25 protein-coding genes are annotated in these 19,810 nt (G+C 65.7%); 10 read left to right on the top strand and 15 right to left on the bottom strand.

Annotated elements, in window-relative coordinates:
* Positions 1-112 precede the first annotated feature (112 nt).
* Positions 113-1,363: a c-type cytochrome gene (locus ACVWZM_RS37680; protein WP_456855860.1), complete on the top strand. Its 1,251-nt coding sequence runs from the start codon at positions 113-115 to the stop codon at positions 1,361-1,363.
* Here ACVWZM_RS37680 and ACVWZM_RS37675 read toward each other — a convergent pair.
* Positions 1,344-1,985 (bottom strand): trimeric intracellular cation channel family protein, encoded by a 642-nt coding sequence (locus ACVWZM_RS37675; protein WP_168858105.1) that lies wholly within the window; start codon positions 1,983-1,985, stop codon positions 1,344-1,346. The genes ACVWZM_RS37680 and ACVWZM_RS37675 overlap by 20 nt on opposite strands.
* Before the next feature lie 144 nt (positions 1,986-2,129).
* Between ACVWZM_RS37675 and ACVWZM_RS37670 the strand changes: the two genes are divergently transcribed.
* Positions 2,130-2,570 carry a hypothetical protein gene (locus tag ACVWZM_RS37670; RefSeq protein ID WP_456855859.1) on the top strand — a complete coding sequence of 147 codons (441 nt, stop codon included), beginning with the start codon at positions 2,130-2,132 and terminating at the stop codon, positions 2,568-2,570.
* 66 nt (positions 2,571-2,636) lie between these two features.
* Here ACVWZM_RS37670 and ACVWZM_RS37665 read toward each other — a convergent pair whose 3' ends face one another.
* From ACVWZM_RS37665 to ACVWZM_RS37655, 3 genes are read right to left on the bottom strand one after another with little or no spacing between them, the layout of a single operon-like run.
* Positions 2,637-3,455 (bottom strand): isocitrate lyase/PEP mutase family protein, encoded by an 819-nt coding sequence (locus ACVWZM_RS37665; RefSeq protein WP_456855858.1) that lies wholly within the window; start codon positions 3,453-3,455, stop codon positions 2,637-2,639.
* Between the two features lie 56 nt (positions 3,456-3,511).
* Positions 3,512-3,862, bottom strand: a complete 351-nt coding sequence (locus ACVWZM_RS37660) for an antibiotic biosynthesis monooxygenase family protein (RefSeq protein ID WP_028338223.1) — start codon at positions 3,860-3,862, stop codon at positions 3,512-3,514.
* A 33-nt stretch (positions 3,863-3,895) separates the two neighbouring features.
* Positions 3,896-4,204 carry an NIPSNAP family protein gene (locus ACVWZM_RS37655; RefSeq protein WP_050384507.1) on the bottom strand — a complete coding sequence of 103 codons (309 nt, stop codon included), beginning with the start codon at positions 4,202-4,204 and terminating at the stop codon, positions 3,896-3,898.
* Positions 4,205-4,321: 117 nt separating this feature from the next.
* Here ACVWZM_RS37655 and ACVWZM_RS37650 point away from each other — a divergent pair, with 117 nt between their 5' ends.
* Positions 4,322-5,017: an ArsR/SmtB family transcription factor gene (locus tag ACVWZM_RS37650; RefSeq protein WP_026192884.1), complete on the top strand. Its 696-nt coding sequence runs from the start codon at positions 4,322-4,324 to the stop codon at positions 5,015-5,017.
* A gap of 179 nt (positions 5,018-5,196) precedes the next feature.
* Here the strand turns inward: ACVWZM_RS37650 and ACVWZM_RS37645 are convergent, their stop codons facing one another.
* Positions 5,197-5,322 (bottom strand): hypothetical protein, encoded by a 126-nt coding sequence (locus ACVWZM_RS37645; protein ID WP_256520351.1) that lies wholly within the window; start codon positions 5,320-5,322, stop codon positions 5,197-5,199.
* Here ACVWZM_RS37645 and ACVWZM_RS37640 point away from each other — a divergent pair.
* Positions 5,321-5,584 carry a GCG_CRPN prefix-to-repeats domain-containing protein gene (locus tag ACVWZM_RS37640; protein ID WP_076831326.1) on the top strand — a complete coding sequence of 88 codons (264 nt, stop codon included), beginning with the start codon at positions 5,321-5,323 and terminating at the stop codon, positions 5,582-5,584. The two genes, ACVWZM_RS37645 and ACVWZM_RS37640, sit on opposite strands and share 2 nt — an antisense overlap.
* Before the next feature lie 69 nt (positions 5,585-5,653).
* Here ACVWZM_RS37640 and ACVWZM_RS37635 read toward each other — a convergent pair whose 3' ends face one another.
* Together ACVWZM_RS37635 and ACVWZM_RS37630 are read right to left on the bottom strand one after the other, a co-directional pair.
* Positions 5,654-5,950: a twin-arginine translocation signal domain-containing protein gene (locus tag ACVWZM_RS37635; RefSeq protein ID WP_456855857.1), complete on the bottom strand. Its 297-nt coding sequence runs from the start codon at positions 5,948-5,950 to the stop codon at positions 5,654-5,656.
* Positions 5,951-6,085: 135 nt separating this feature from the next.
* Positions 6,086-6,403 (bottom strand): hypothetical protein, encoded by a 318-nt coding sequence (locus ACVWZM_RS37630; protein WP_456855856.1) that lies wholly within the window; start codon positions 6,401-6,403, stop codon positions 6,086-6,088.
* A 94-nt stretch (positions 6,404-6,497) separates the two neighbouring features.
* Here ACVWZM_RS37630 and ACVWZM_RS37625 point away from each other — a divergent pair, with 94 nt between their 5' ends.
* Complete coding sequence (locus ACVWZM_RS37625; protein WP_456855855.1) at positions 6,498-7,745, top strand: glycerophosphodiester phosphodiesterase family protein; 1,248 nt, start codon at positions 6,498-6,500, stop codon at positions 7,743-7,745.
* A gap of 143 nt (positions 7,746-7,888) precedes the next feature.
* Positions 7,889-8,239 carry a cupin domain-containing protein gene (locus tag ACVWZM_RS37620; RefSeq protein ID WP_018272103.1) on the top strand — a complete coding sequence of 117 codons (351 nt, stop codon included), beginning with the start codon at positions 7,889-7,891 and terminating at the stop codon, positions 8,237-8,239.
* A gap of 171 nt (positions 8,240-8,410) precedes the next feature.
* Here the strand turns inward: ACVWZM_RS37620 and ACVWZM_RS37615 are convergent, their stop codons facing one another.
* Positions 8,411-8,758 carry a hypothetical protein gene (locus ACVWZM_RS37615; protein WP_225646218.1) on the bottom strand — a complete coding sequence of 116 codons (348 nt, stop codon included), beginning with the start codon at positions 8,756-8,758 and terminating at the stop codon, positions 8,411-8,413.
* Positions 8,759-8,880: 122 nt separating this feature from the next.
* Here ACVWZM_RS37615 and ACVWZM_RS37610 point away from each other — a divergent pair, with 122 nt between their 5' ends.
* Together ACVWZM_RS37610 and ACVWZM_RS37605 are read left to right on the top strand one after the other, a co-directional pair.
* The gene (locus tag ACVWZM_RS37610) at positions 8,881-9,771 is read left to right on the top strand and encodes a serine hydrolase domain-containing protein (RefSeq protein ID WP_456855854.1); all 891 of its coding nucleotides are present in this window, start codon (positions 8,881-8,883) and stop codon (positions 9,769-9,771) included.
* The gene (locus ACVWZM_RS37605; protein WP_456855853.1) at positions 9,723-9,950 is read left to right on the top strand and encodes a hypothetical protein; all 228 of its coding nucleotides are present in this window, start codon (positions 9,723-9,725) and stop codon (positions 9,948-9,950) included. The genes ACVWZM_RS37610 and ACVWZM_RS37605 overlap by 49 nt, the downstream gene beginning before the upstream one ends.
* 246 nt (positions 9,951-10,196) lie before the next feature.
* On the opposite strand, the gene ACVWZM_RS37600 is transcribed toward ACVWZM_RS37605, so the two are convergent.
* Positions 10,197-11,729, bottom strand: coding sequence for an acyl-CoA carboxylase subunit beta (locus ACVWZM_RS37600; RefSeq protein WP_092090150.1), 1,533 nt, complete (start codon positions 11,727-11,729; stop codon positions 10,197-10,199).
* Positions 11,730-11,889: 160 nt separating this feature from the next.
* Between ACVWZM_RS37600 and ACVWZM_RS37595 the strand changes: the two genes are divergently transcribed.
* Entirely contained in the window at positions 11,890-12,306 is a 417-nt protein-coding gene (locus ACVWZM_RS37595) for a DUF4260 domain-containing protein (protein WP_028335494.1), read from the top strand.
* Between the two features lie 22 nt (positions 12,307-12,328).
* Here the strand turns inward: ACVWZM_RS37595 and ACVWZM_RS37590 are convergent.
* Together ACVWZM_RS37590 and ACVWZM_RS37585 are read right to left on the bottom strand one after the other, a co-directional pair.
* A protein-coding gene (locus tag ACVWZM_RS37590) for an IS630 family transposase (RefSeq protein WP_456854999.1) occupies positions 12,329-13,271 on the bottom strand; the annotation gives its coding sequence in 2 pieces (ribosomal slippage) (positions 12,329-12,931 and positions 12,933-13,271; 942 coding nt in all).
* A gap of 247 nt (positions 13,272-13,518) precedes the next feature.
* Positions 13,519-14,382, bottom strand: a complete 864-nt coding sequence (locus ACVWZM_RS37585) for a DMT family transporter (protein WP_456856837.1) — start codon at positions 14,380-14,382, stop codon at positions 13,519-13,521.
* Between the two features lie 353 nt (positions 14,383-14,735).
* On the opposite strand from ACVWZM_RS37585, the gene ACVWZM_RS37580 reads away from it, so the two are divergent.
* Positions 14,736-16,094, top strand: a complete 1,359-nt coding sequence (locus ACVWZM_RS37580; protein WP_456856835.1) for an aminotransferase-like domain-containing protein — start codon at positions 14,736-14,738, stop codon at positions 16,092-16,094.
* Between the two features lie 176 nt (positions 16,095-16,270).
* Here the strand turns inward: ACVWZM_RS37580 and ACVWZM_RS37575 are convergent, their stop codons facing one another.
* The 4 genes from ACVWZM_RS37575 to fliK form a co-directional block, all read right to left on the bottom strand.
* The gene (locus ACVWZM_RS37575) at positions 16,271-16,927 is read right to left on the bottom strand and encodes a carboxymuconolactone decarboxylase family protein (protein WP_028335490.1); all 657 of its coding nucleotides are present in this window, start codon (positions 16,925-16,927) and stop codon (positions 16,271-16,273) included.
* 80 nt (positions 16,928-17,007) lie between these two features.
* The gene (gene blaOXA, locus ACVWZM_RS37570; protein WP_456855852.1) at positions 17,008-17,820 is read right to left on the bottom strand and encodes a class D beta-lactamase; all 813 of its coding nucleotides are present in this window, start codon (positions 17,818-17,820) and stop codon (positions 17,008-17,010) included.
* Positions 17,821-17,953: 133 nt separating this feature from the next.
* Positions 17,954-18,217, bottom strand: a complete 264-nt coding sequence (locus ACVWZM_RS37565; protein WP_028335488.1) for an EscU/YscU/HrcU family type III secretion system export apparatus switch protein — start codon at positions 18,215-18,217, stop codon at positions 17,954-17,956.
* On the bottom strand, positions 18,214-19,797 hold the full coding sequence (fliK, locus tag ACVWZM_RS37560; protein WP_456855851.1) for a flagellar hook-length control protein FliK: 1,584 nt from the start codon (positions 19,795-19,797) through the stop codon (positions 18,214-18,216). Before fliK ends, ACVWZM_RS37565 begins: the two co-directional genes overlap by 4 nt.
* Positions 19,798-19,810 lie beyond the last annotated feature (13 nt).

The following is a 19,810-nucleotide window of genomic DNA, read 5'->3' as shown; positions in this document are numbered from 1 at the left end:
TCAAAAATCGCAATTTCGTGCCGGGAATATTGCAGGGCCGTTTCGGTTTCTGTCGCAGGACAGGCCCGTGGCGAAATGGCGTGACGCGTCTTGTGGACCGGAAGGTGATCGGATGCGGCGACGATTTCGAACGACGGGTGCGATTCTGGTCGCAGCGCTGTTGTGCGGTGCGCTGGCGACCCGCGAATGTGCCGCCGCGCCGACCGACGACGTCATCGCCCGCGGCAAGGCGCTCACGATCGCCGGCGACTGCGCCAGCTGCCACACGGCCGATCCGGCAAAGCCTTTTGCCGGGGGGAAGCGGATCGACACGCCGTTCGGTGCGGTGTTCTCGCCGAACCTCACCCCCGACCGCGATACCGGCATCGGCGGCTGGAGCGACGACGATTTCCTGCGCGCGCTGCGGATCGGCGTCGCGCCGAGCGGCGCGCATTATTATCCCGCCTTCCCCTACCCCTATTTCACGAAGCTGATCCGCGACGACATCCTGGCGATCCGTGCCTATCTCGCGACGCTGGCGCCGGTCAACGACAAGGCGCCGCCGCCGGAGCTGCGCTGGCCGTTGAACTACCGCGTGCTGATGCGGGCCTGGAACGCACTGTTCTTCACGCCGGGCATCATCCAGCCGGACCAGGGCAAGGGTACGGAATGGAATCGCGGACGCTATCTCGTCGAGGCCCTCGCCCATTGCGGCGCCTGCCACACGCCCAAGAACGCCTTCGGCGCCGACAGGCGTGACCAGGCGCTCGGTGGCAGCACGGTGCAAGGCATGTTCGCGCCAAGGCTCGATGGCGCCGCGCGCAGCGGGCTGAAATCATGGAGCGTCGCTGACATCGCCGAATATCTGCAGAGCGGCCGCAACGTGCACAGCCATGCCGGCCCCCTGATGTCCGAGGTGGTGCTCAATTCGACCTCGAAGATGAGCGACGCCGACGTACGCGCCATTGCGGTCTATCTGAAGGGCCTGCCCGCCGGCGCGCCGGAGCCGGAGGTCACCCCGCCCTCGCCGGCGCAGATGAGCAATGGCGAACGCATCTACCGCGGGGCCTGCATCGCCTGCCATGAGCTCGACGGCTCCGGCGCGCCGCGGATCTATCCGCCGCTGCCCGGCAACGCCAACCTGCAATCGGCCAATCCAGCAAGCACGCTGCGCATCATCCTCGACGGCGCACAGACCGTGACCACGCCGCGCGCCCCGAACGGCGGCTCGATGCCGGCCTATCCCAAGCTCACCGACCAGGAGGTCGCGGACGTTGCGACCTACATCCGCAATGCCTGGGGCAACGCGGCGCCGGCCGTCACCGCGGACGAGGTCGCCAAGGCGCGGACGGCGAAAGAGCCGTTCAGCGCTCCTCGTCGCTGAACACGAATTTCGGCATCTCCCATCGGTAGCGGATCGCAAGCATGCGGAACGTCAGCCCGAGTGCGAAGGTCAGCGCGGTCCAGAGCTGGGTGTTCACCTGCAGCCCGGAGCCGGTCACATAGAACAGTCCCGTCACCACGGAGACGCTGGCGTAGAGCTCGCTGCGAAACAACAACGGCACCTCGTTGCAGAGGATGTCGCGCAGCACGCCGCCGGCGCAGCCGGTGATCATGCCGGCGACGATCACGATCGGCAGCGGGACGTCGATTTGCGAGGCCACGTCGCAACCGGCCATGGTGAACACCACAAGTCCGATCGCATCGAGCACCAGGAATGCGAGGTTGAGCCGGTGCACGAGCCGCGCCAGCAGGATGGTGGCGAAGGCGCCCGCCGCCGCGACCGCAAGGTAGATCGGGTGCGCGACCCAGAGCAGCGGATAATGTCCGAGCAGCACGTCGCGGATGGTGCCGCCGCCGAGCGCGGTGATCGCGCCGAGCATGCAGACGCCGGCCCAATCCATGCTGCGCCTGCCTGCCGCCAGTGCCGCCGTCATCGACTGCGCCGCAACCGCAATGAACGAGAGCAAGTGCAGCACCGAATCGGTGGGCGGCATGGTCCACATTGAAAAGGCCTCATGAAACAGCTTGGAACCCGAGGAATCGGCGGTTCCTGCATGAACAGGTTGCAACATTGGCGCGGAACATCCTCGCGCGCCAGCCATTGTCTTCTGCGTTTAGCTTTCAGGTGCTAACGGAGGAACTTTGCAATGACCCATCAACCTGACGATCCGTATCGCGCCAACCTGACCGAGGACGAAATGCGCCGTCAGGCGCGCTTCAACAGCCTGGACAACGAGCTGCAGCCGGACCCGGAACTCCAGGAGGGACCGGCCAGCACCACCAAGATCGCGATGTTCGCCGTCGCGGTGGCCGTGGTGCTCGGTGCGTTGTTCTACGGCTTGAACAATACCTCGGTGCATGAGGCGGGTACCACGCCGTCAGCGCAGACCGCGCAGCAGCAGCCGGCCAATCCGGCCGCGCCGCCTCCGGGCATGCGCGACGTGACGCCGAAGCCGAACAGCCAGCCCGGCACGACCACGGGCGCGGCACCTGCGCAGCCGGCGTCTCCATCGGCCAACAAGCCGACTGGACAGGAAATCGACCGCTCGGCGGCGCCGGCCGACTCGACCGGCGACAAGAACAAGTAATCCGCTCGCTATCGTGAGCGATGAAGCAGCGGGCTCCGGCGGCCCGCTGCTTTTTTGCGTGTGAGTCTACTTGAACATCTTGTTGAGCTCGCCGCCGGGATAGCCATTGGCGAATTCCGTGAAGGTGCCCTTCTCGGCCATCTCCTTGGCCGCCTTCATCACGCCGGTCCAGGCCATCCGAGCAAGCGCTCCACCGACGCTGATCCGGCGCACGCCGAGATCGGCGACCGATTGCAGCGTCAGCTCCGACACGCCGCCGATCAACAGATTGACCGGCTTTGGCGCCACCGCCTTCACAACCGCGGAAATCTCCTCCTTGGTCGCGATGCCCGGCGAATAAAGGACGTCCGCTCCTGCTTCCGAATAGGCCTGCAGCCGTTCGATCACCAGATTGATGTCCTTCTTGCCCCACAGGAATGCCTCACAGCGGCCGGTGAGCAACACACCGCTGTTGTCGGCATCGATGGCCTTGCGCGCCGCCTTGATGCGCTCCACCGCAAGCTTGTGCTCGAACAGCGGGTTGGCGGCGTCTCCGGTGGAGTCCTCGATCGAAAGCCCGGCGACGCCGGTCTTGACGCCGCGCGCGACATTGGCGGCGACCTTGTCGGGCTCGACCGCGAAGCCGCCCTCGAAATCCGCATTGACGGGAATATCGACCGCCGCACACAGCGCGGTCAGGTGGTCGCAGACGTCATCGACGGTGACGCGGTTGTCGGCCTTGGCGATGGTCCATGCAAAGCCCGCGCTGGTCGACGCCAGCGCCTTGAAGCCGAGATGTTGCAAGGCGCGGGCGCTGCCGACATCGAACGGATTCGGAATGATGAAGCAGCCGCTCTCATGCAGCTTCTTGAAGGCGGCGCGTTTGTCAGCAGTTGGCAGTGGCATTGGTCGCTCCCTGGAGTCATTGGCCGCGCAGAGATAGGCACCCACGCATCCGCCCGCTAGTGCGGCTCATGCGCCGCGCGGCTGTCCTTCGGCGCCTGATCGCGTTCGTTCAGGCCGTAATCCCGGATCACGCTTGCCACCCGCAGCCGGTAGTTCTCGAAGATCCGCGCGCGGCCCTTGGCCTGGGTACGGCGATGTTCGATCGTGTTGCGCCAGGCTTCCACCGCAGCCTCGTCGCGAAAGAATGACAGCGACACGAACTTGCCCTTCTCGGTGATGCTCTCGAACCGCTCGACCGAGATGAAGCCGTCGATCTCCTGCAGGATCGGCTTCAGCTCGGCGGCGAGGTCGAAATAGAGATCCCGTTGCTCAGGCTTGGGCCAGACTTCGAAGATCACTGCGATCATGGGTGCCTCCCGCACATTGCTGTTGTGGCCCGACTATACCTCGACCTTGCGGAGAAATGTCCGTTCCTCGGCGAGGATGAAGCGGTTTTCTTCCGCGAAGTTGAAGTTTGCGACGCCCTCCTTGTCCTGGCGCAGCCGCGCGCGATAGGCCTCATAAGCGGCAAGGCTGTCGAACGAGATCAGCGCGAAGGCGATGTTGTTTGTTCCCTCATGCGGCATCCAGTAGCCGATGAGGTCGCCGCCGCAGCGCGGGATGATCGAGAGCCAGTTCCGCGAATACTCCTCGAACATCGCGCGCTTGAATGGATCGAGCTGGTAGCGGATGAAAACGGTGACGGTCATGGATGGCCTCCGGTCATGTTTCCGTTGTTGCGAGCGTCAGCGAAGCAATCCTCGCAATGACGGCACGGTGAACAATAGCGGCTTGTCCGACCTCGATGCTTCGTCTATCATCGAACTATGAAAGCAGGACCCGACATCTCCCGGATCGCCGCTCTGGTCGGCGATCCCGCGCGCTGCAACATGCTGACCGCGCTGATGACCGGCCGGGCGCTGACCGCGAGTGAGCTGGCGCAGGAGGCCGGCATCACGCCGCAGACGGCGAGCTCGCATCTCTCCAAGCTCGAGGCCGGCGGGCTGATCGAGCCCGAGAAGCAGGGCCGCCACCGCTACTACCGCCTCTCCGACCCCGACGTCGCCGACGTGCTGGAAGGCCTGCAGGGCATTGCCGCTCGCGCCGGCCATATGCGGGTGCGCACCGGGCCGAAGGATCCGGCGCTGCGCCGCGCCCGCATCTGCTACGACCATCTCGCCGGCGATCTCGGCGTTCAGATGCTCGACAGCATGAAGCGGCAGAAGCTGGTCCGCCAGAGCAAGCAGGCGATCGAGCTCACCGGCGAAGGCAAGCGCTTCATGGCCGAGGAGCTGCAGATCGACGCCGATGCGCTGACGCATCCGCGCCGGCCGGTGTGCAAGGCCTGCCTCGACTGGAGCGAGCGGCGGCATCATCTCGCCGGCACGCTGGGCGCTGCCATGATGGACCGCTTCACGGAACTGAAATGGGCCGCGCGCGACGCTGCGCCGGGCAGCCGCGTGGTCAATTTTTCGCGTAACGGCGAGAAGCGATTCGCTGCGTTGTTCGGCCCGGACCAATAGCGGCGCGCCTTCGGGCAAGCGTCGATGAACCGCCGGTCTCGCTTGCCTCGCCTTCCGATGTATTTTCGTACGCTCGCCATGTGCGCGCGGCTGCCCGCGTCCGCGAAATATTTCGAACTGATGCTGAGCCGGCTTGCGGCGTGCTGACGCAGCTTTGAGCTGCAACATTCATGTCGCATTCAGGCCGCAACATTATGGTCGGCGACATCGGGCACGCCTTCTGCAATGATCCGGCCGGGCGAATCGGTAGACGAAAGCTTGTTGCGGTGCCGCAGCGCGGCCCAAAATAAAAAAGGAGAAGACATGAAGTATCTTTTTGCTGCAGCAGTTCTGCTGACGACCGCATTCGCCGGCATCAGCGCCGCTGATGCGGCCGGTGGCTGCGGCCCCGGCTGGCACCGTGGCCCCTATGGCGGCTGCGTCAGGAATCGCGGCGTCGTCGTCGCGCCGGGCGCCGTTGTCGTGCGCCCGCCGGTCGTGGTCGAGCGCCCCGTCGTGGTGGCGCCGCGTGTCCGCGCCTGCCCGTACGGCTTTGTCTGGCGCTACGGCCGTTGCCGCCCGATCTGATCGCGGCAGATTCCGAACTAACAAAACCCCGCCTGGCGCGGGGTTTTTCTTTTCGTCATGGAGTCGATATCACCAGCGGCGCCAGTGATGACGGCGCCAATGGTGGCGGCGCCAGCCCCAATGCCTGCGGTGCCAGTACCGGTGACGCCAACCCCAGTGGCGATGATGCCAGCGAACTTGCTCGGGCTTCATGCGGCCGACCTCGTCACCGGTGGTGACGGCGGGATGCGCATCGCCAGCCGCTGGTGCGCGTGCATCCCGGTTGAGGGGAAGCGGCGCGAGCGGCGCCGCCTGCGCCGTCGCTGCGAAGGTGGCGGCTCCGGCGGCGACACCGAAGGCCATCTTCAGAAAATCCCGGCGTTCCATGAGCGTTTCCCTTTGTTGCTGAGTTGGACCAACTGCGGCGGCGAGTTTTTGCCTCGCGAGCTGAACGCTCGCTGAACCGCGCGTTCACGTTTCATGGAACTCGAGGGTTGTCGACGTCGTGACGTCACGCAGCCATCATGCCGCCGTCGCCTCCTCCGCCAGCACCAGGAGATCGCGCGTGCGCGTCACCTCCGGCCAGTCACGGTTGAAGTCGGCGACCAGCCGCTTCATGTCCTCGCTGCTCACCGCGCGCGCGAGCGCCTTCTCGTCGGCGAACTGATAGGTCGCCTGGTGCAGCGAGGGATCGCTCAGGCTCCAGCATCGCCAGGCGCGTTCGGCGCCGAACGATTTCATCGCGTCCGGCAGATGCTCGCGCGAATACCAGGCGTCGAAGGCGGCACGCCGGGCGGCGTCCGTGACGGTGGCGCGGACGACGAAATAGGCTGCGGGCATTGGTTTTCCTCCATGGTTTCATTTCGCACGAGCGGCCGGCATATGCTCCGTGATATGTCGGCCTGCTGACAATGCCCGATCAGGGGGATCACCCATGCTTGCCCGTCACCGCACCGCGCTGCTCTCGTTCCTGCTCGCCCTCGGCGCCGCGCTTCCCGTCGCCGCCGGGGAGATCGCGCTGCCGCGCGAGGCGCAGCTCGGGCCGCGCCCGTTCTATCTGGTCGACAGGATGAAGGACGGGCCCCTGAAGCAGCAGCTCAGCCAATGCACCGGGCCGTTCCACAAGACTGATTTTTCGATCGGCCATCGCGGCGCCGCGCTGCAATTTCCCGAGCATAGCCGCGAATCCTATCTCGCCGCCGCACGGATGGGCGCCGGCGTGATCGAATGCGACGTCACCTTCACCAGGGACCGCCAGTTGGTGTGCCGGCACTCGCAATGCGACCTGCACACCACGACCAACATCCTGACGGTGCCGGATCTCACCGCAAAATGCACGCAACCCTTCAGCCCGGCCGATCCGGCCGCCGGCAGGAAGGCCTCGGCGAAATGCTGCACCAGCGACATCACGCTCGCCGAATTCAAGCGGCTCACCGCGAAAATGGACGGCTTCAATCCGGATGCGAGGACGCCCGAGGAGTACCAGAGCGGCACGCCGCGCTGGCGCACCGACCTCTACGCCAATTCCGGCACGCTGATGAGCCATGACGAGAGCATCGCCTTGATCAGGAGTCTCGGCGCAAAATTCACGCCCGAGCTGAAGGCGCCGGAAGTGGCGATGCCGTTCGACGGCGACTACACCCAGGAGACATATGCGACCCAGATGCTCGCCGCCTACAAGGCCGCCGGCATTCCGCCGAGCGACGTGTTCCCACAGAGCTTCAGCCTCAAGGACATCCTCTATTGGGTGAAGACCGAACCCGACTTTGCCGGCCAGGCGCTCTACCTCGAGGACCGCTACGAGAAAGCAGGCCTCGATCCGAACCGGCCGGAGACCTGGAAGCCGTCGATGCAGGAATTGAAGGCCTCCGGCGTCGCGATCCTGGGACCGCCGATCTTCGCGATGCTGGCGCTGAACGACAAGGGCGAGATCGTCCCGTCGGCTTACGCCAGGGCAGCGAAGGCCGCCGGCCTCGATCTGATCGGCTGGTCGCTGGAGCGCGACGGGCCGCTCAACCGAGGCGGTGCGTTCTACCACAAGTCGGTGAAGGCGGCGATCGACCGCGACGGCGACACGTTGACCGTGCTCGACGTGCTGGCAAGACAGGTCGGCGTCCGCGCGATGTTTTCCGACTGGCCGGCGACGACCACATTCTATGCGAACTGCATGGGGATGAAGTGAGGTCTTGCCGGGCGCGTTACGGCTGCCCCGCCCTACGCACCGTGCGCGCCCGCCATGACCATTCCGGCCGTTCCGCGCGCGGCAGAACGGGACTAGCATCATCGCCTTCCCGCCCGACGGGACAACACCACAGGGAGGCCGCCATGAAGCCAGGACAACCGGTCAAGGACGCCAGCCATCTCTACGAAGTCGAGCGCCGCGCCCAGCACGCCGCCCGCCCCGGCTTCCGCATCATGGAGCTGCAACTCTCGCCGACCCAGAAGGTGCCGTGGCACACCCACAGCAACATCTCGGACACCTTCTACGTGCTGGAGGGCCAGATGCGGCTGTTCCTGCAGGAGCCCAAGGAGGAAGTGAACCTGAAGGTCGGCGAAGTCTACGCCGTCCGCCCGACCCGCCCTCACCTCGTCACCAACGCCGGCACGACGTCGCTGACGTTCCTGATCCTGCAAGGCGTCGGCGAATACGACTACGTACCGCTGGCGTCGAAGTAACTCCCTCCGCTGTCGTCCCGGCGAAAGCCGGGACCCATTACCACCGCATTTCGGTGATGAACGGGATCGCGGCCCCAGCGTCGCGCAACAATTGAGACTTGGGATAATGAGTCCTGGCTTTCGTCAGCACGACACTGAGTTTGCGGCGCCGCTTTGCGCGCCCGCCGCGCCTCACATCAGCTTCAGCGGCGCGTCGTGAACCAGCCGCAGGTCGATATTGCCGATCAGCCGCGCGCGGCGCGCCTCGGCGGTGCTGATCGCTGCCTCGGTCTGCCGCAACGTGCTGACATTCGAGCCGAGCGACACGATACCGCCGAGCACCAGTGCGATCGATCCGAGTGCCGCAGTCTGACCGGCGCCCAGCAGCCCGAGCAACGCGACGGCCAGCAACGCGAACCCGCCTGCGATCGCGACCTTCGAGCCGAGAATGATCCGCCGGGAGCGCTCGGCGCTCTCGGCAAGCTCCTCGATCTGCGCCTCGATCTCGGAGATCTCGTCGGTCGGCTGGTCTTCGGTCATCGGGTTCGGACCTGTAGGGCGGGTCAGGCGGAAGCCGTAACCCGCCGTGTTCATTTTCGCAAGAAATCGCTACGCTTCAGGCGCGCGCTAGCTCTTGGTCATCCGATTCGGACTCAAATCAAATGTTAGCCTGTTCAACGCTCGACGACGGATGGGTCGTTGCGGCTCCCGCCGAGGTCGGCTTCGATGCCGAAAGCCTCTCCGGACTCGACGCGTTTCTCAAACAATGGCCCAAGTGCAAAGTTCACGCCGTTGTCATCGTGCGGCGCGGCAAGCTTGTGTTCGAGCGCTATTTCGCCGGCCGGGAGCGGCGGTGGATGGAGTGGTCGGCACCGGTTCAATTTTCGGCGGAAACGAAGCACGACATCCGCTCCATCTCGAAGAGCGTAACCTCACTTCTGATCGGCTTGGCGATCAGCGAGGGACAATTTCCGCCGCTAGATTCCCGTGTTATCGACTACTTCCCCGAATACGCCGATCTTCGTACGACGAGGAACGCTCGCATCACGTTCCGGCACCTGCTCACCATGTCGCACGGTCTACGGTGGGATGAAGCGCGCGGCTGGAACAGTCAGGCGAACAACGAACGGCATCTGCTCGAAGCGAAAGATCCCTACCGCTATGTTCTGCAACAGCGGATGGCGCTCCCGCCCGGCGTATCGTTCAACTATAGCGGCGGCGCCACCAGCCTCCTGGCTGCGGCCCTTGCCAAGAGCGTCGGCCAACGGATCGATGCTTTTGCCAGAGACAAGCTGTTCGAACCGCTCGGCATCACTGATGTCGAGTGGTCAGCTTTACCGGCAGTGCCGAACTCGCGGCCTTTGCCGGATTGCGGCTACGGCCGCGCGACGTCGCCAAGCTTGGCCAACTCGTCGCGAATGATGGACGCTGGAACGGCAGACAGGTCCTGCCCGCCGCGTGGATCGCCGAGTCGACCAAGCCGCGGGTTAACGCCGGAGGGCACGTGGCCGTCTACTATGGTTATCACTGGTGGCTTGGCCGTTCCTTGCTGAACGGTCACGACCTGATCTGGATCGCCGCGTACGGCAGCGGTGGCCAACGCCTTTTCATCGTGCCCGGGCTCGATCTGGTGGTCGTCGTGAACGCCTTCGACCACGATGCCATCTCAAACGCCATCCTCAACCGGTTTCTCCTGCCTGCCGTGACGGACTGTCCGCCCCTTTCAGCGTAAAGGGTTGGAATGGGGCTGAGCTCAGCTCTCTGTTCGCAGGGCCGGTTACGCGACCGGGTCCGCGCGCGTAGCGCAGTGAGCGAAGGCGGAAGCCGCAACCCGCCACGGATCGTACGCCCCTGGAACCTCGAGATTCCGGGTTCGCGCTCACGCGCGCCCCGGAATGACGACAACAAGAGCAACAAAGGGAGACGCGCATGCGAAGGTCGTGGGTTACGCTTTGCGCTAACCCACCCTACGCTCTCCTCACAACGGCAGATTGTCGTGCTTCTTCGCGGGGATCTCCACCTTCTTGTCCTTCAGCATCGCCAGCGCCCGCGCGATGCGGCGGCGGGTCGAATGCGGCATGATGACGTCGTCGATGTAGCCGCGTTCGGCGGCGATGAAGGGCGACAGGAAGCGGTCTTCGTATTCCTTGGTGCGGGCGGCGATCTTGTCGGGGTCGCCGATGTCAGAGCGGAAGATGATCTCCACCGCGCCCTTGGCGCCCATCACGGCGATCTGGGCGGTCGGCCAAGCGTAGTTCATGTCGGCGCCGATTTCCTTTGAGGCCATGACGTCGAAGGCGCCGCCATAGGCCTTGCGAGTGATGATGGTGACGAGCGGCACCGTGCACTGCGAATAGGCGAACAGCAGCTTTGCGCCGTGCTTGATCAGGCCGCCATATTCTTGGCTCGTGCCCGGCAGGAAGCCCGGCACGTCGACGAAGGTGACGATCGGGATGTTGAAGGCGTCGCAGAACCGCACGAAGCGCGCCGCTTTGCGCGAGGCGTCGCTGTCGAGCACGCCCGCCAGCACCATCGGTTGGTTGGCGACGAAGCCGACGGTGCGGCCGGCGATGCGGCCGAAGCCGGTGACGATGTTTTTCGCAAAGGTCTCCGAGATCTCGAAGAAGTCGCCCTCGTCGACGACCTTGAGGATCAATTCCTTCATGTCGTAGGGCTTGTTCGGATTGTCGGGGATCAGCGTGTCCAGCGACATGTCGACCCGCCCGATATCGTCGAAGCTCGGCCATTCCGGCACGCCGTCGCTGTTGTTCGAGGGCAGGAAGTCGATCAGGCGGCGCATCTGCAGCAGCGCGTCGACGTCGTTCTCGAACGCGCCGTCGGCGATCGAGGAGCGCGTGGCATGCACCGAGGCGCCGCCGAGTTCCTCGGCGGTCACCACCTCGTTGGTGACGGTCTTCACCACGTCGGGGCCGGTGACGAACATGTAGCTGGTGTTCTTCACCATGAAGATGAAGTCGGTCATCGCGGGCGAATAGACGTCGCCGCCGGCGCAGGGGCCCATGATGACGGAGATCTGCGGGATCACGCCCGAGGCCTGCACGTTGCGGCGGAACACATAGGAATAGCCCGCCAGCGCCGCGACGCCCTCCTGGATACGCGCGCCGCCGGCGTCATAGAGGCCGATGATCGGCGCCCTCGCCTTCATCGCCATGTCCTGCAGTTTCGTGATTTTCAGCGCGTGGGTTTCGGAAAGCGAGCCGCCGAACACCGTAAAATCCTTGGCAAAGACGAACGTCTTGCGGCCGTTGACCGTGCCCCAACCGGTGACGACACCGTCGCCGGGGATCCTGGTCTTCTCCATGCCGAATTCGATCGAGCGGTGCTCGACGAACATGTCGAATTCCTCGAACGAGCCCTTGTCCAGCAGGAGCTCGATCCGCTCGCGGGCGGTCAGCTTGCCGCGGGCGTGCTGCGCCTCGATGCGCTTTTCACCGCCGCCCAGCTTGGCGCCGGCGCGCCGCTCTTCGAGGGTATCGAGGATATCTTTCATTTGTTTCCGCCCGTGTTAGCTACAGTCCGCGTCCCGGCGCGAGCCGAGGTCCGCTTCGTTCGGAAATGGCTTAGCACGGCCATTTCGGAACCGGAAAGGCGGTTGTGGACGGGTTCGGGCGCAAAAACGGTAGGATTTTCCGATATCTGGGGAGATGGCGATGACCGACACGAGCACGGCCACGGTCGAGACCGGCGCACCGACCGGCGGGGTGCGCACCCTGCTCCGGCTGGAGGGCCTCGTGCTGTTCCTCGGCATGACCGTGCTCTATGCCCAATGGGAGGGCTCGTGGCTGGTCTATGTCCTGCTGTTCCTGGTGCCGGATTTGAGTTTCGCGGCCTATCTCGCCGGCCCGCGGGTCGGCGCCATCGTCTACAACGCCGCCCACAGCTATCTGGCGCCGGTCGCGCTGATGACGCTGGGCTTTGCCGCCGCGGCGCCGCTGGTGCTGTCGATCGCGATGATCTGGCTCGCCCATATCGGGATCGACCGCGCCCTCGGCTACGGGCTGAAATATTCCAAGGGCTTTGGCTTCACCCATCTCGGGCGGATCGGGAAAGCGCAAGAGCCCGCCTAGAGCATTTTCCACATGATGTGGATCATCTGGTGTATCCAGCATGCCTAAAGTAGTTGGCACACATCTGCGGCGCAAACGACTTGACGAGTTTGCCGATGAGTTTGAGCAGGGCTTGGACCGTGCGGGTGGCGCCTTTGCGCAGCGCAGCTTTCAACCGGGAGAAGGCCTGTTCGATTGGATTGAGGTCGGGCGAGTAGGCCGGCAGATAACGCACGCGGGCGCCGACAGCCTCGATCGCCTCGCGGACACCGGCGATCTTGTGAGTGCGCAAGTTGTCCATGAAGACGATGTCGCCCTTGCGCAAGGTCGGCGCCAGGACTTGCTCGACATAAGCCAGGAACGAGGGCCCATCCATTGCACCGTCGATGACATAGGGCGCCGTGAGGCCATCGATGCGCAGCGCGGCGACAAGCGTCAGCGTCTTCCAGTGACCATGGGGCACGCCAGAGACGAGGCGCTCACCGCGAGGAGAGCGCCCATAGTGCCGGACCATCTTCGTCGTGACCGCAGTCTCGTCGATAAAGATGAGGCGCGGTGCACGCAGCTTGGGCTGCTCGGCTTTCAGCGCGGCACGCTCGGCAGCGACGTCAGGTCGATCCTGCTCGGCGGCGTGCAGTGTTTTTTTTGAAGGTGATGCTGTGACGGTCGAAGAAACGCCAGATCGAACCGATGCCGGCCTTTTGCTTTCTCTGAGAGCGCAGACGCGCGCGGATCTCCTCGAGCGTCAGGTCCGGCTCCGCGGCGATCAGCTCGACCAGCCACTGCTTGTGCTGCTCCAACGGCGAGCGGCTGTGCCCGGTGCCGGGCTTGGCCTCAACGTTTCCGGTCTTCCTCCAACGATCCATCCATCGGATCGTAGTCGAAGCGCCGAGATTGAGAATGCGCGCAGCCTCACGTGCGCTTTCGCCGGACTCAACAAGCTCAACCGCACGCACCCTGAGGTCCTTGGAGTATCCCTTCGCCATCGCATGCCCCGCATGTTGTCGCGGGCAACACCGAATCTGATTTGCGTGCCCGTGGGAATCCCCTTTGACTGTTCCGATTCACCTCAACTGGAAACCGCTCTAGCGCCCGCTTCCTGACGCCACGCACGGCCGGTCAAATTGACAGCGTGCGCGTCGATTGCTGGCGTCTCGAAGGATGCAGGCCCGCCTGTGGCCTCATGGTTCGAGACGCGCGTTCCGCGCTCCTCACCGTGAGGAGAGACAGACGTCAAGCAAAGCGGCGCGCGAACACCACGCAGACGACGACGAGCATGGTCGCCACGATCATCGACCACGGCACCTGCTCGTGCAGCAACAGGCCGGCTAGCGCGAGGCCGAAGAACGGTTGCAGCAGCTGCAATTGGCCGACGCTGGCGATGCCGCCGATCGCAAGGCCGCGATACCAGAACACGAAACCGACCAGCATGCTGAAGATCGAGACATAAGCGAGCCCGAGCCAGGCCGGCGCGCCGATGCCCTGCCAGCTCGGCGGCAGCGTCATGATCGTCATCACGAGCACCACGGGCACTGAGAGCACCAGCGCCCAGGAGATCACCTGCCAGCCGCCGAGCCGCCGCGACAGCGCCGCGCCCTCGGCATAGCCGAGGCCGCAGACGATGATGGCGGCGACCATCAGGAGGTCGCCGGTCAGCGACGCCGATCCGTCGCTCGACAAGGCGAACGCGCCGACCGTCGCGCTGCCGATGCAGGAGAACAGCCAGAACAGCGGCTGCGGCCGCTCGCCGCCGCGCAGCACGCCGAACACGGCGGTCGACAGCGGCAGCAGCCCGATGAACACGATCGAATGCGCCGAGGTGATGTGCTGGAGCGCGAGCGCGGTGAGCAGCGGAAAGCCGATCACGACGCCGAGTGCGACGATGGTCAGCGACACCAGATCCTTGCGCTGCGGCCAGGCCTGCCGCAGCGCCGCAAGCAGCGCGGCGCCGAGCAGCGCCGCGATCGCCGCCCGCGCCGAAGTCAAGAACAGCGGCGAGAACCCTGCCACGGCGACGCGGGTCGCCGGCAGCGAGCCGCTGAAGATAATCACGCCGAGCAGGCCGCTGCCCCAGCCGTCGATCGAAGCCTTGTCCATCATACTTTGCTTCCCAAAACGTAACTGCGCCCCCTCGCCCCGCTCTTGCGGGGCCGAGACGAGCGAAGCTCGCTCTTAGAGGGTTGGGGTGAGGGGCCGCCCCGCATACTCGGTAACGCCCGAACCCGTGGAGACTCCCCCCTCACCCGGAACGCATCTGGTGATGCGTTCCGACCTCTCCCCGCAGGCGGGGCGAGGTGATGCCGAGTCCGATGTCGCACCGACCATAGCCAGCGACGGCTCGCCAAGGCAGCTACAGATCAGTACAATATCGTCAAACTGTATGGGCAAAGGTAGGCATACACTTGCAACAGCAATCCGATGCGCCAAAGGCGACGCGGACCACCGACGTGATGAACGCGATCCGCGCCAAGGTGGCGAGCCGCGCGCTGGTCGCCGACGACCGCCTGCCCTCGATCCGCGGCCTGGCCGCGACCATGGGCGTCTCGCCCTCCACCGTCGTCGAGGCCTATGACCGGCTGGTGGCCGAGGGCCTGATCCGGGCCCGGCCCAGCTCCGGCTTCTATGTCTCGTCCACGGCCCTGCCGCCGCTCGCGCTCGCCAAGGACCAGCCGCAACGCGACCGCGCGGTGGATCCGTTCTGGGTGTCGCGGCAATCGCTTGATGCCGAGACCGGCGCGCTCAAACCCGGCTGCGGCTGGCTGCCCGCCGAGTGGATGCCGACCGAGGCGCTGCGGCGCGCGCTGCGCGGCCTCGCGCGGGCCGACGACGCCGTGCTCTCCGACTATGGCGCGACACGCGGCTCGCTCACGCTGCGTCGGATCCTGATGGCGCGGTTTGCCGACGAGGGCCTCGAGGTGCCACCCGAGCAGCTCTTGCTGACCGCGTCCGGCACGCAGGCGATCGACCTCGTCTGCCGCTTCCTGCTGCGGCCGGGCGACACTGTGCTGGTCGACGATCCCTGCTATTTCAATTTCCGGGCGCTGCTGCGCGCGCATCAGGTTCGCATCGTCAGCGTGCCCTACACGGCATCGGGCCCCGATGTCGCAAGCTTCGAGGCGACACTGGCCGCCGAGCGGCCGCGGCTCTATGTCACCAACTCGGCGCTGCATAATCCGACCGGTGCGACGCTGTCGCCGCAGACCGCGCACCGCGTGCTGAATGCCGCCACCGCCCATGATCTCACCATCGTCGAGGACGACATCTTTGCGGACTTCGAGCCGGAGCCTTCGGCGCGGCTCGCCGCGCTCGATGGCCTGAGCCGCGTGATCCGGATCGGCAGCTTCTCCAAGACGCTGTCGGCATCGGTGCGCTGCGGCTTCATCGCCGCGCGGGCGGACTGGATCGAGGATCTCGTCGATCTCCAGGTCGCGACCGGTTTCGGCGGCCCGAGCGCGGTCGCCACCGAGATCATCGCCAGCGTGCTGTCGAGCGGTTTCTATCGCAAGCATGTCGAGGAGCTGCGCCGGCGCCTTGCCCGCGCCCGCCGCGACGTCGGCGACAAACTGCAGCGCATCGGCGTCACACCCTGGCTGATGCCGCGCGGCGGCTTCTATCTGTGGTGCCATCTGCCCGACGGGTGCGACTCCGCCGACGTGGCGCGGCTGGCGCTAACGGACAATGTCGTGCTGGCGCCCGGCAACGTGTTCAGCGCCTCGCAGACCGCCGCCGCCTTCATGCGCTTCAACGTCGCGCAATGCCGCGACCCGAAGCTGATGCCGACCTTGCAGCGAGCGATCGGGCGCCAATAGCGACGGCGCCCTACTCCCTCTCCCGTTCTTACGGGGAGAGGGTTGGGGTGAGGGGCTGCTTCCTCTTGCACGGTGATAGCTGTGCCTGAGGAGAGTCCCCTCACCCGGAACGCATCTGCGATGCGTTCCGACCTCTCCCCGCACGCGGGGCGAGGTGAACGGAGTCCGCGCCGCCCCTACTTCTCACCAACCTTGAACGGCTCCTCCTTGCCAGGCGGCACGGTCTCCTCCGCCATCGCCAGGATCATCGCCACCATCACGTAATTGCCGGCGACCGCGGTGAGGTCGACGATCTGCTGATCGTTGAAAATCTTCTTGGCCCGCGCATAGGTCTCGTCGGAGACCTTCTTGGTCGTGGTCAGCTCGGTAACGAAGTCGTACACGACCGCCTCGTCGTCGGCCATCTTCGACGGCCGGTTGCCGGCCTTGAGCTCCGCGATGACGTCGGGTGGCAGGCCGGCCTTGGCGGCGAGCGGCGCGTGCGCGAACCACTCGACCTGCGAGCGCCACTGCCGGCCGATGATCAGGATCGCGAACTCGTTCAGCCGTGTCGGCACCGAGGTCTGCCAGCGCAGATAATAGAACAGATCGTAGAGCCGCTGGCCGAGCACCGGGCTCCGGATCATCGGATTGTAGGGACCGCCGATGCCGACGCTCGACACCTTCATGATCTGCTCGCCGAGCGGTTTTTGCAGGTCGCTGAGCTGCTCCATCGTGAGCTGCGGGAAGCGCGGCTCCTTGCTGGTGGCCGGCACCGAGAACACCGTCGCCGCGAGCCAGCCGCCGGCCGCGGCCAGCGTGAGCGACGAGAGCCAGACTGTTGCTGAATGCATGATTCCTCCGCTTGATTTTATCGGAGGATGCTAGTCGAGCTACGTAGCGCCAGCCAGCGATGAACACGCAGATCAGGTCATCACAGCGCGACGATATCGGTGAGGCATTGCTGCGTGACGCTCATCCGCGCATCGGTCTGCGCCTGCGTCTTGCAGTCCATGTTCATCGCGAACACCGTGATGTCGTTGCCCTTCTCGGCCCAGCCGACCAGCCAGCCGAGCGAGCCGTGCTCCTTGTCGGTGAGGCCGGTCTTGGCGCGAATGACGGCGTCGCCGACTTTCGTCACCGGGAGAATGTCGCGCACCAGCTGCTGGCTGCGCTTGTCGACCGGCAGCACGCCGCGGCGCAGCCGGTCGAGGAAATCGATCTGCTGCACCGGATCGATCCGCAAATTGCCGGTCACCCAGAACTGGTCGATGCCGCCGCCGATGTCGCGGTTGCCGTAGTCGATGATCTCGAGATATTTCTTCATCCGCTCCTCGCCGATGCGGCGGGCGATCTCCTGGAACACCGGAAAGGCCGACACCGCGAGCGCGGAGCGCAGCGTGTGATCCTTGTTCCAGGCCTCGATGCTGCGGGTTGTGCCGTCCCACTTGAAGACGTCCTTGTCGGGGTCCTGCACCACCCCCGTCTCGAGCGCGATCAGCGCGTTCGGGATCTTGAAGGTCGAGGCCGGCAGCCTGCCCTCGCCCGAGCGGACCTTGTCGCTGGCGATGATCAGATAGTCCTCGACCTTGTAGCCGACGAAGGTGCCCTCGGTGCCGAGCTCGAAGAACCGCTTTTGCAGCTCCTCGCGAAACTCGCTGCGCTGGTAGGACACATTGGCGAAGCTGCGCGATGGCAGGATCGTAGCGGCAGCAAGCAGACCGAGCGCATGGCGGCGATGGATCACGACAAGTCCTGGGCAGGTTCGCATTGACGACGATGGTGGATGCCATCGTGGTGAAAGGATGGCAAGAGAACTCACTTGTCTGTCGCGTTTTCTTCACGCGAACCGGTGCCCGCTTCGCTCGAAAACGCGCCCGCTAGCGCGCCCGGCCCGACATCCGCAGCACGAACACCAGCACCTCGGCGACGGCCTTGTAGAGCTCGGCCGGAATCTCGTCGCCGAGCTCGACATTGGAGAGCGCGCCGGCCAACACCTCGTTCTCCTCGATCGGGATGTCGTTGGCCTTGGCGACCTCGATGATCTTGGCGCCGATTGCGCCCTTGCCTTTTGCCACCACGCGCGGCGCACCGGCGTGGTCGTAATGCAGCGCGACCGCGAGCTGGTTGTTGGCCTCGCTCATGATGCGCGGTCCAGGAAATGGCCGGCGCGGGCGGGTGCGGGTTGCGGCGGGCTGCCGTCGCGGATCTCGATGTCGCCGGGCGTGAGCTCGGCCCTGGTCAGCGCCCGGCTCAGCTCGGAAGCGCCGGCGCGCAGTTGCGCGGCGGTCGAGGGACGCTCGGCCCACATCCGCACCGAGGTGCGCTCGCCGTTCAGCGACACCAGCGCGTGCACCGGGCCGGCCGGCTCGACATCGAGCGTGAAGCGCGCGCGCCACACCCGCTTGGCGGCTTCGACCTCATTGCCGCCGCCGTCGCGGGAAATCTCGAACTGCGCCATCGCCGTGCCCTGCGGGGTCAGGAACGGGATCTCGAAATTCCAGCGCGGCAGCATGGCGTCGAGCTGCGGCCGCGTAGCGTCGCCGCGGTCCGGCAGCGAGGCGACCTGCAGCAGCGTCTGCCGCGCCAGCGCGGCGTCGGTGTTTTCCAGCAGGCGATGCGCGGCGGTCGCGAGTGGCGTGTTTGGGGCGATCGACGGCTCGGCGACGGCCTGCGCCGACGGCAGCGCACCGTGAAACGGCGGTGGCGGTGTGTTGCCGCGTACCGGCACCTCGCCCGGCAGCATCTCCCTCGGCGCGGCGCCTTGCCGTGCGGGGTTGCCGAGTTCGTGCAGCGCTTGCTGAATGAGATTGAGCGCGCCGCCGGAGGACGGGCCGGCATCGAGCGCATCCGCGAGCGCCCCTGCGAACCCTGTGGTGCCGCGGGTGACATCCTCGGCGACCGGCAGGCGGGCCTGCGGCAGCAAGATCTCCTGAACGTCGAGGTCTGGCGTGCCGGATGGCATGAGGCTCGGCGCCGTCGCGGCGCTGGCCTGCGCCGGTTGCTGGAGCGGTGTGGCGGACGCGGGCCTGCCGGCATCAGCGGTACCAAGCGAGGTCAGCGCCTGGCGCAGCACGATCAGCGCGGCCTTTAGATCGGGCGCGCTGCCGCTCGCGGGCGCAATGCCCGCCGCCACCGTCGCCTCGAACAGCAGGCCGGATTTCTGCAAGCCGGTCTTGACCGCATCGCCGCTCAAATTCTCGTCGAGACCGGTCTGCTGCGCCAGCACCTGCGCGATCGCGGCCTGCAGCTTCGGCGGCAGATTGGCCGAGGCGACCGCGGCGAGATTGGCGAACAGCGGCGCCTGGCTTCCCTGCACCGCCGCCGCGGTCTGCGCCGTCGCGGTGATGGTGACGCGCTCCAGCGGCGTCAATACAGCCTTCGGTGCCGTGGCGACCGGCTGGGCGGCATCGGTGGCGTTGGCCGCTGCCGGCGACAGCCGTACGGCATCGCCGGTGTCCGGCCCCGGCCCGACCAGCTGCAGGCGGATGCCGTCATTGGTCTGCGACACTGCGAGCTGCAGGTTCTGGCCCTGCTGCAGCGGCACCTCGGTCTGGACGTCGATCGACAGGCTCGCGATCGCGATCCGCACCAGATCGGCGGACAGCACTTTCAGCACCTGCGCATTGACGACGCTGCCGGCCTCAAGCTTGAGGTCCGGCGCAACGCCGTCCACCTCCTTCGAGGCGAGCACCGGCAGCACGGGATTGATGGCGAGTGCCATGTCGGAGGTCTCG

Source organism: Bradyrhizobium sp. USDA 4501 (assembly GCF_054062115.1).
This window is presented reverse-complemented; position numbering and strand designations above follow the sequence as displayed.

Bases quoted from the DNA above. Each gene is read 5' to 3' on its own strand.
- ACVWZM_RS37680 (WP_456855860.1), top strand. From the start codon at position 113: ATGCGGCGACGATTTCGAACGACGGGTGCGATTCTGGTCGCAGCGCTG.
- ACVWZM_RS37675 (WP_168858105.1), bottom strand. From the start codon at position 1,985: ATGTGGACCATGCCGCCCACCGATTCGGTGCTGCACTTGCTCTCGTTC.
- ACVWZM_RS37670 (WP_456855859.1), top strand. From the start codon at position 2,130: ATGACCCATCAACCTGACGATCCGTATCGCGCCAACCTGACCGAGGAC.
- ACVWZM_RS37665 (WP_456855858.1), bottom strand. From the start codon at position 3,455: ATGCCACTGCCAACTGCTGACAAACGCGCCGCCTTCAAGAAGCTGCAT.
- ACVWZM_RS37660 (WP_028338223.1), bottom strand. From the start codon at position 3,862: ATGATCGCAGTGATCTTCGAAGTCTGGCCCAAGCCTGAGCAACGGGAT.
- ACVWZM_RS37655 (WP_050384507.1), bottom strand. From the start codon at position 4,204: ATGACCGTCACCGTTTTCATCCGCTACCAGCTCGATCCATTCAAGCGC.
- ACVWZM_RS37650 (WP_026192884.1), top strand. From the start codon at position 4,322: ATGAAAGCAGGACCCGACATCTCCCGGATCGCCGCTCTGGTCGGCGAT.
- ACVWZM_RS37640 (WP_076831326.1), top strand. From the start codon at position 5,321: ATGAAGTATCTTTTTGCTGCAGCAGTTCTGCTGACGACCGCATTCGCC.
- ACVWZM_RS37645 (WP_256520351.1), bottom strand. From the start codon at position 5,322: ATGTCTTCTCCTTTTTTATTTTGGGCCGCGCTGCGGCACCGCAACAAG.
- ACVWZM_RS37635 (WP_456855857.1), bottom strand. From the start codon at position 5,950: ATGGAACGCCGGGATTTTCTGAAGATGGCCTTCGGTGTCGCCGCCGGA.
- ACVWZM_RS37630 (WP_456855856.1), bottom strand. From the start codon at position 6,403: ATGCCCGCAGCCTATTTCGTCGTCCGCGCCACCGTCACGGACGCCGCC.
- ACVWZM_RS37625 (WP_456855855.1), top strand. From the start codon at position 6,498: ATGCTTGCCCGTCACCGCACCGCGCTGCTCTCGTTCCTGCTCGCCCTC.
- ACVWZM_RS37620 (WP_018272103.1), top strand. From the start codon at position 7,889: ATGAAGCCAGGACAACCGGTCAAGGACGCCAGCCATCTCTACGAAGTC.
- ACVWZM_RS37615 (WP_225646218.1), bottom strand. From the start codon at position 8,758: ATGACCGAAGACCAGCCGACCGACGAGATCTCCGAGATCGAGGCGCAG.
- ACVWZM_RS37610 (WP_456855854.1), top strand. From the start codon at position 8,881: ATGTTAGCCTGTTCAACGCTCGACGACGGATGGGTCGTTGCGGCTCCC.
- ACVWZM_RS37600 (WP_092090150.1), bottom strand. From the start codon at position 11,729: ATGAAAGATATCCTCGATACCCTCGAAGAGCGGCGCGCCGGCGCCAAG.
- ACVWZM_RS37595 (WP_028335494.1), top strand. From the start codon at position 11,890: ATGACCGACACGAGCACGGCCACGGTCGAGACCGGCGCACCGACCGGC.
- ACVWZM_RS37585 (WP_456856837.1), bottom strand. From the start codon at position 14,382: ATGGACAAGGCTTCGATCGACGGCTGGGGCAGCGGCCTGCTCGGCGTG.
- ACVWZM_RS37580 (WP_456856835.1), top strand. From the start codon at position 14,736: ATGAACGCGATCCGCGCCAAGGTGGCGAGCCGCGCGCTGGTCGCCGAC.
- ACVWZM_RS37575 (WP_028335490.1), bottom strand. From the start codon at position 16,927: ATGCATTCAGCAACAGTCTGGCTCTCGTCGCTCACGCTGGCCGCGGCC.
- ACVWZM_RS37565 (WP_028335488.1), bottom strand. From the start codon at position 18,217: ATGAGCGAGGCCAACAACCAGCTCGCGGTCGCGCTGCATTACGACCAC.
- fliK (WP_456855851.1), bottom strand. From the start codon at position 19,797: ATGGCACTCGCCATCAATCCCGTGCTGCCGGTGCTCGCCTCGAAGGAG.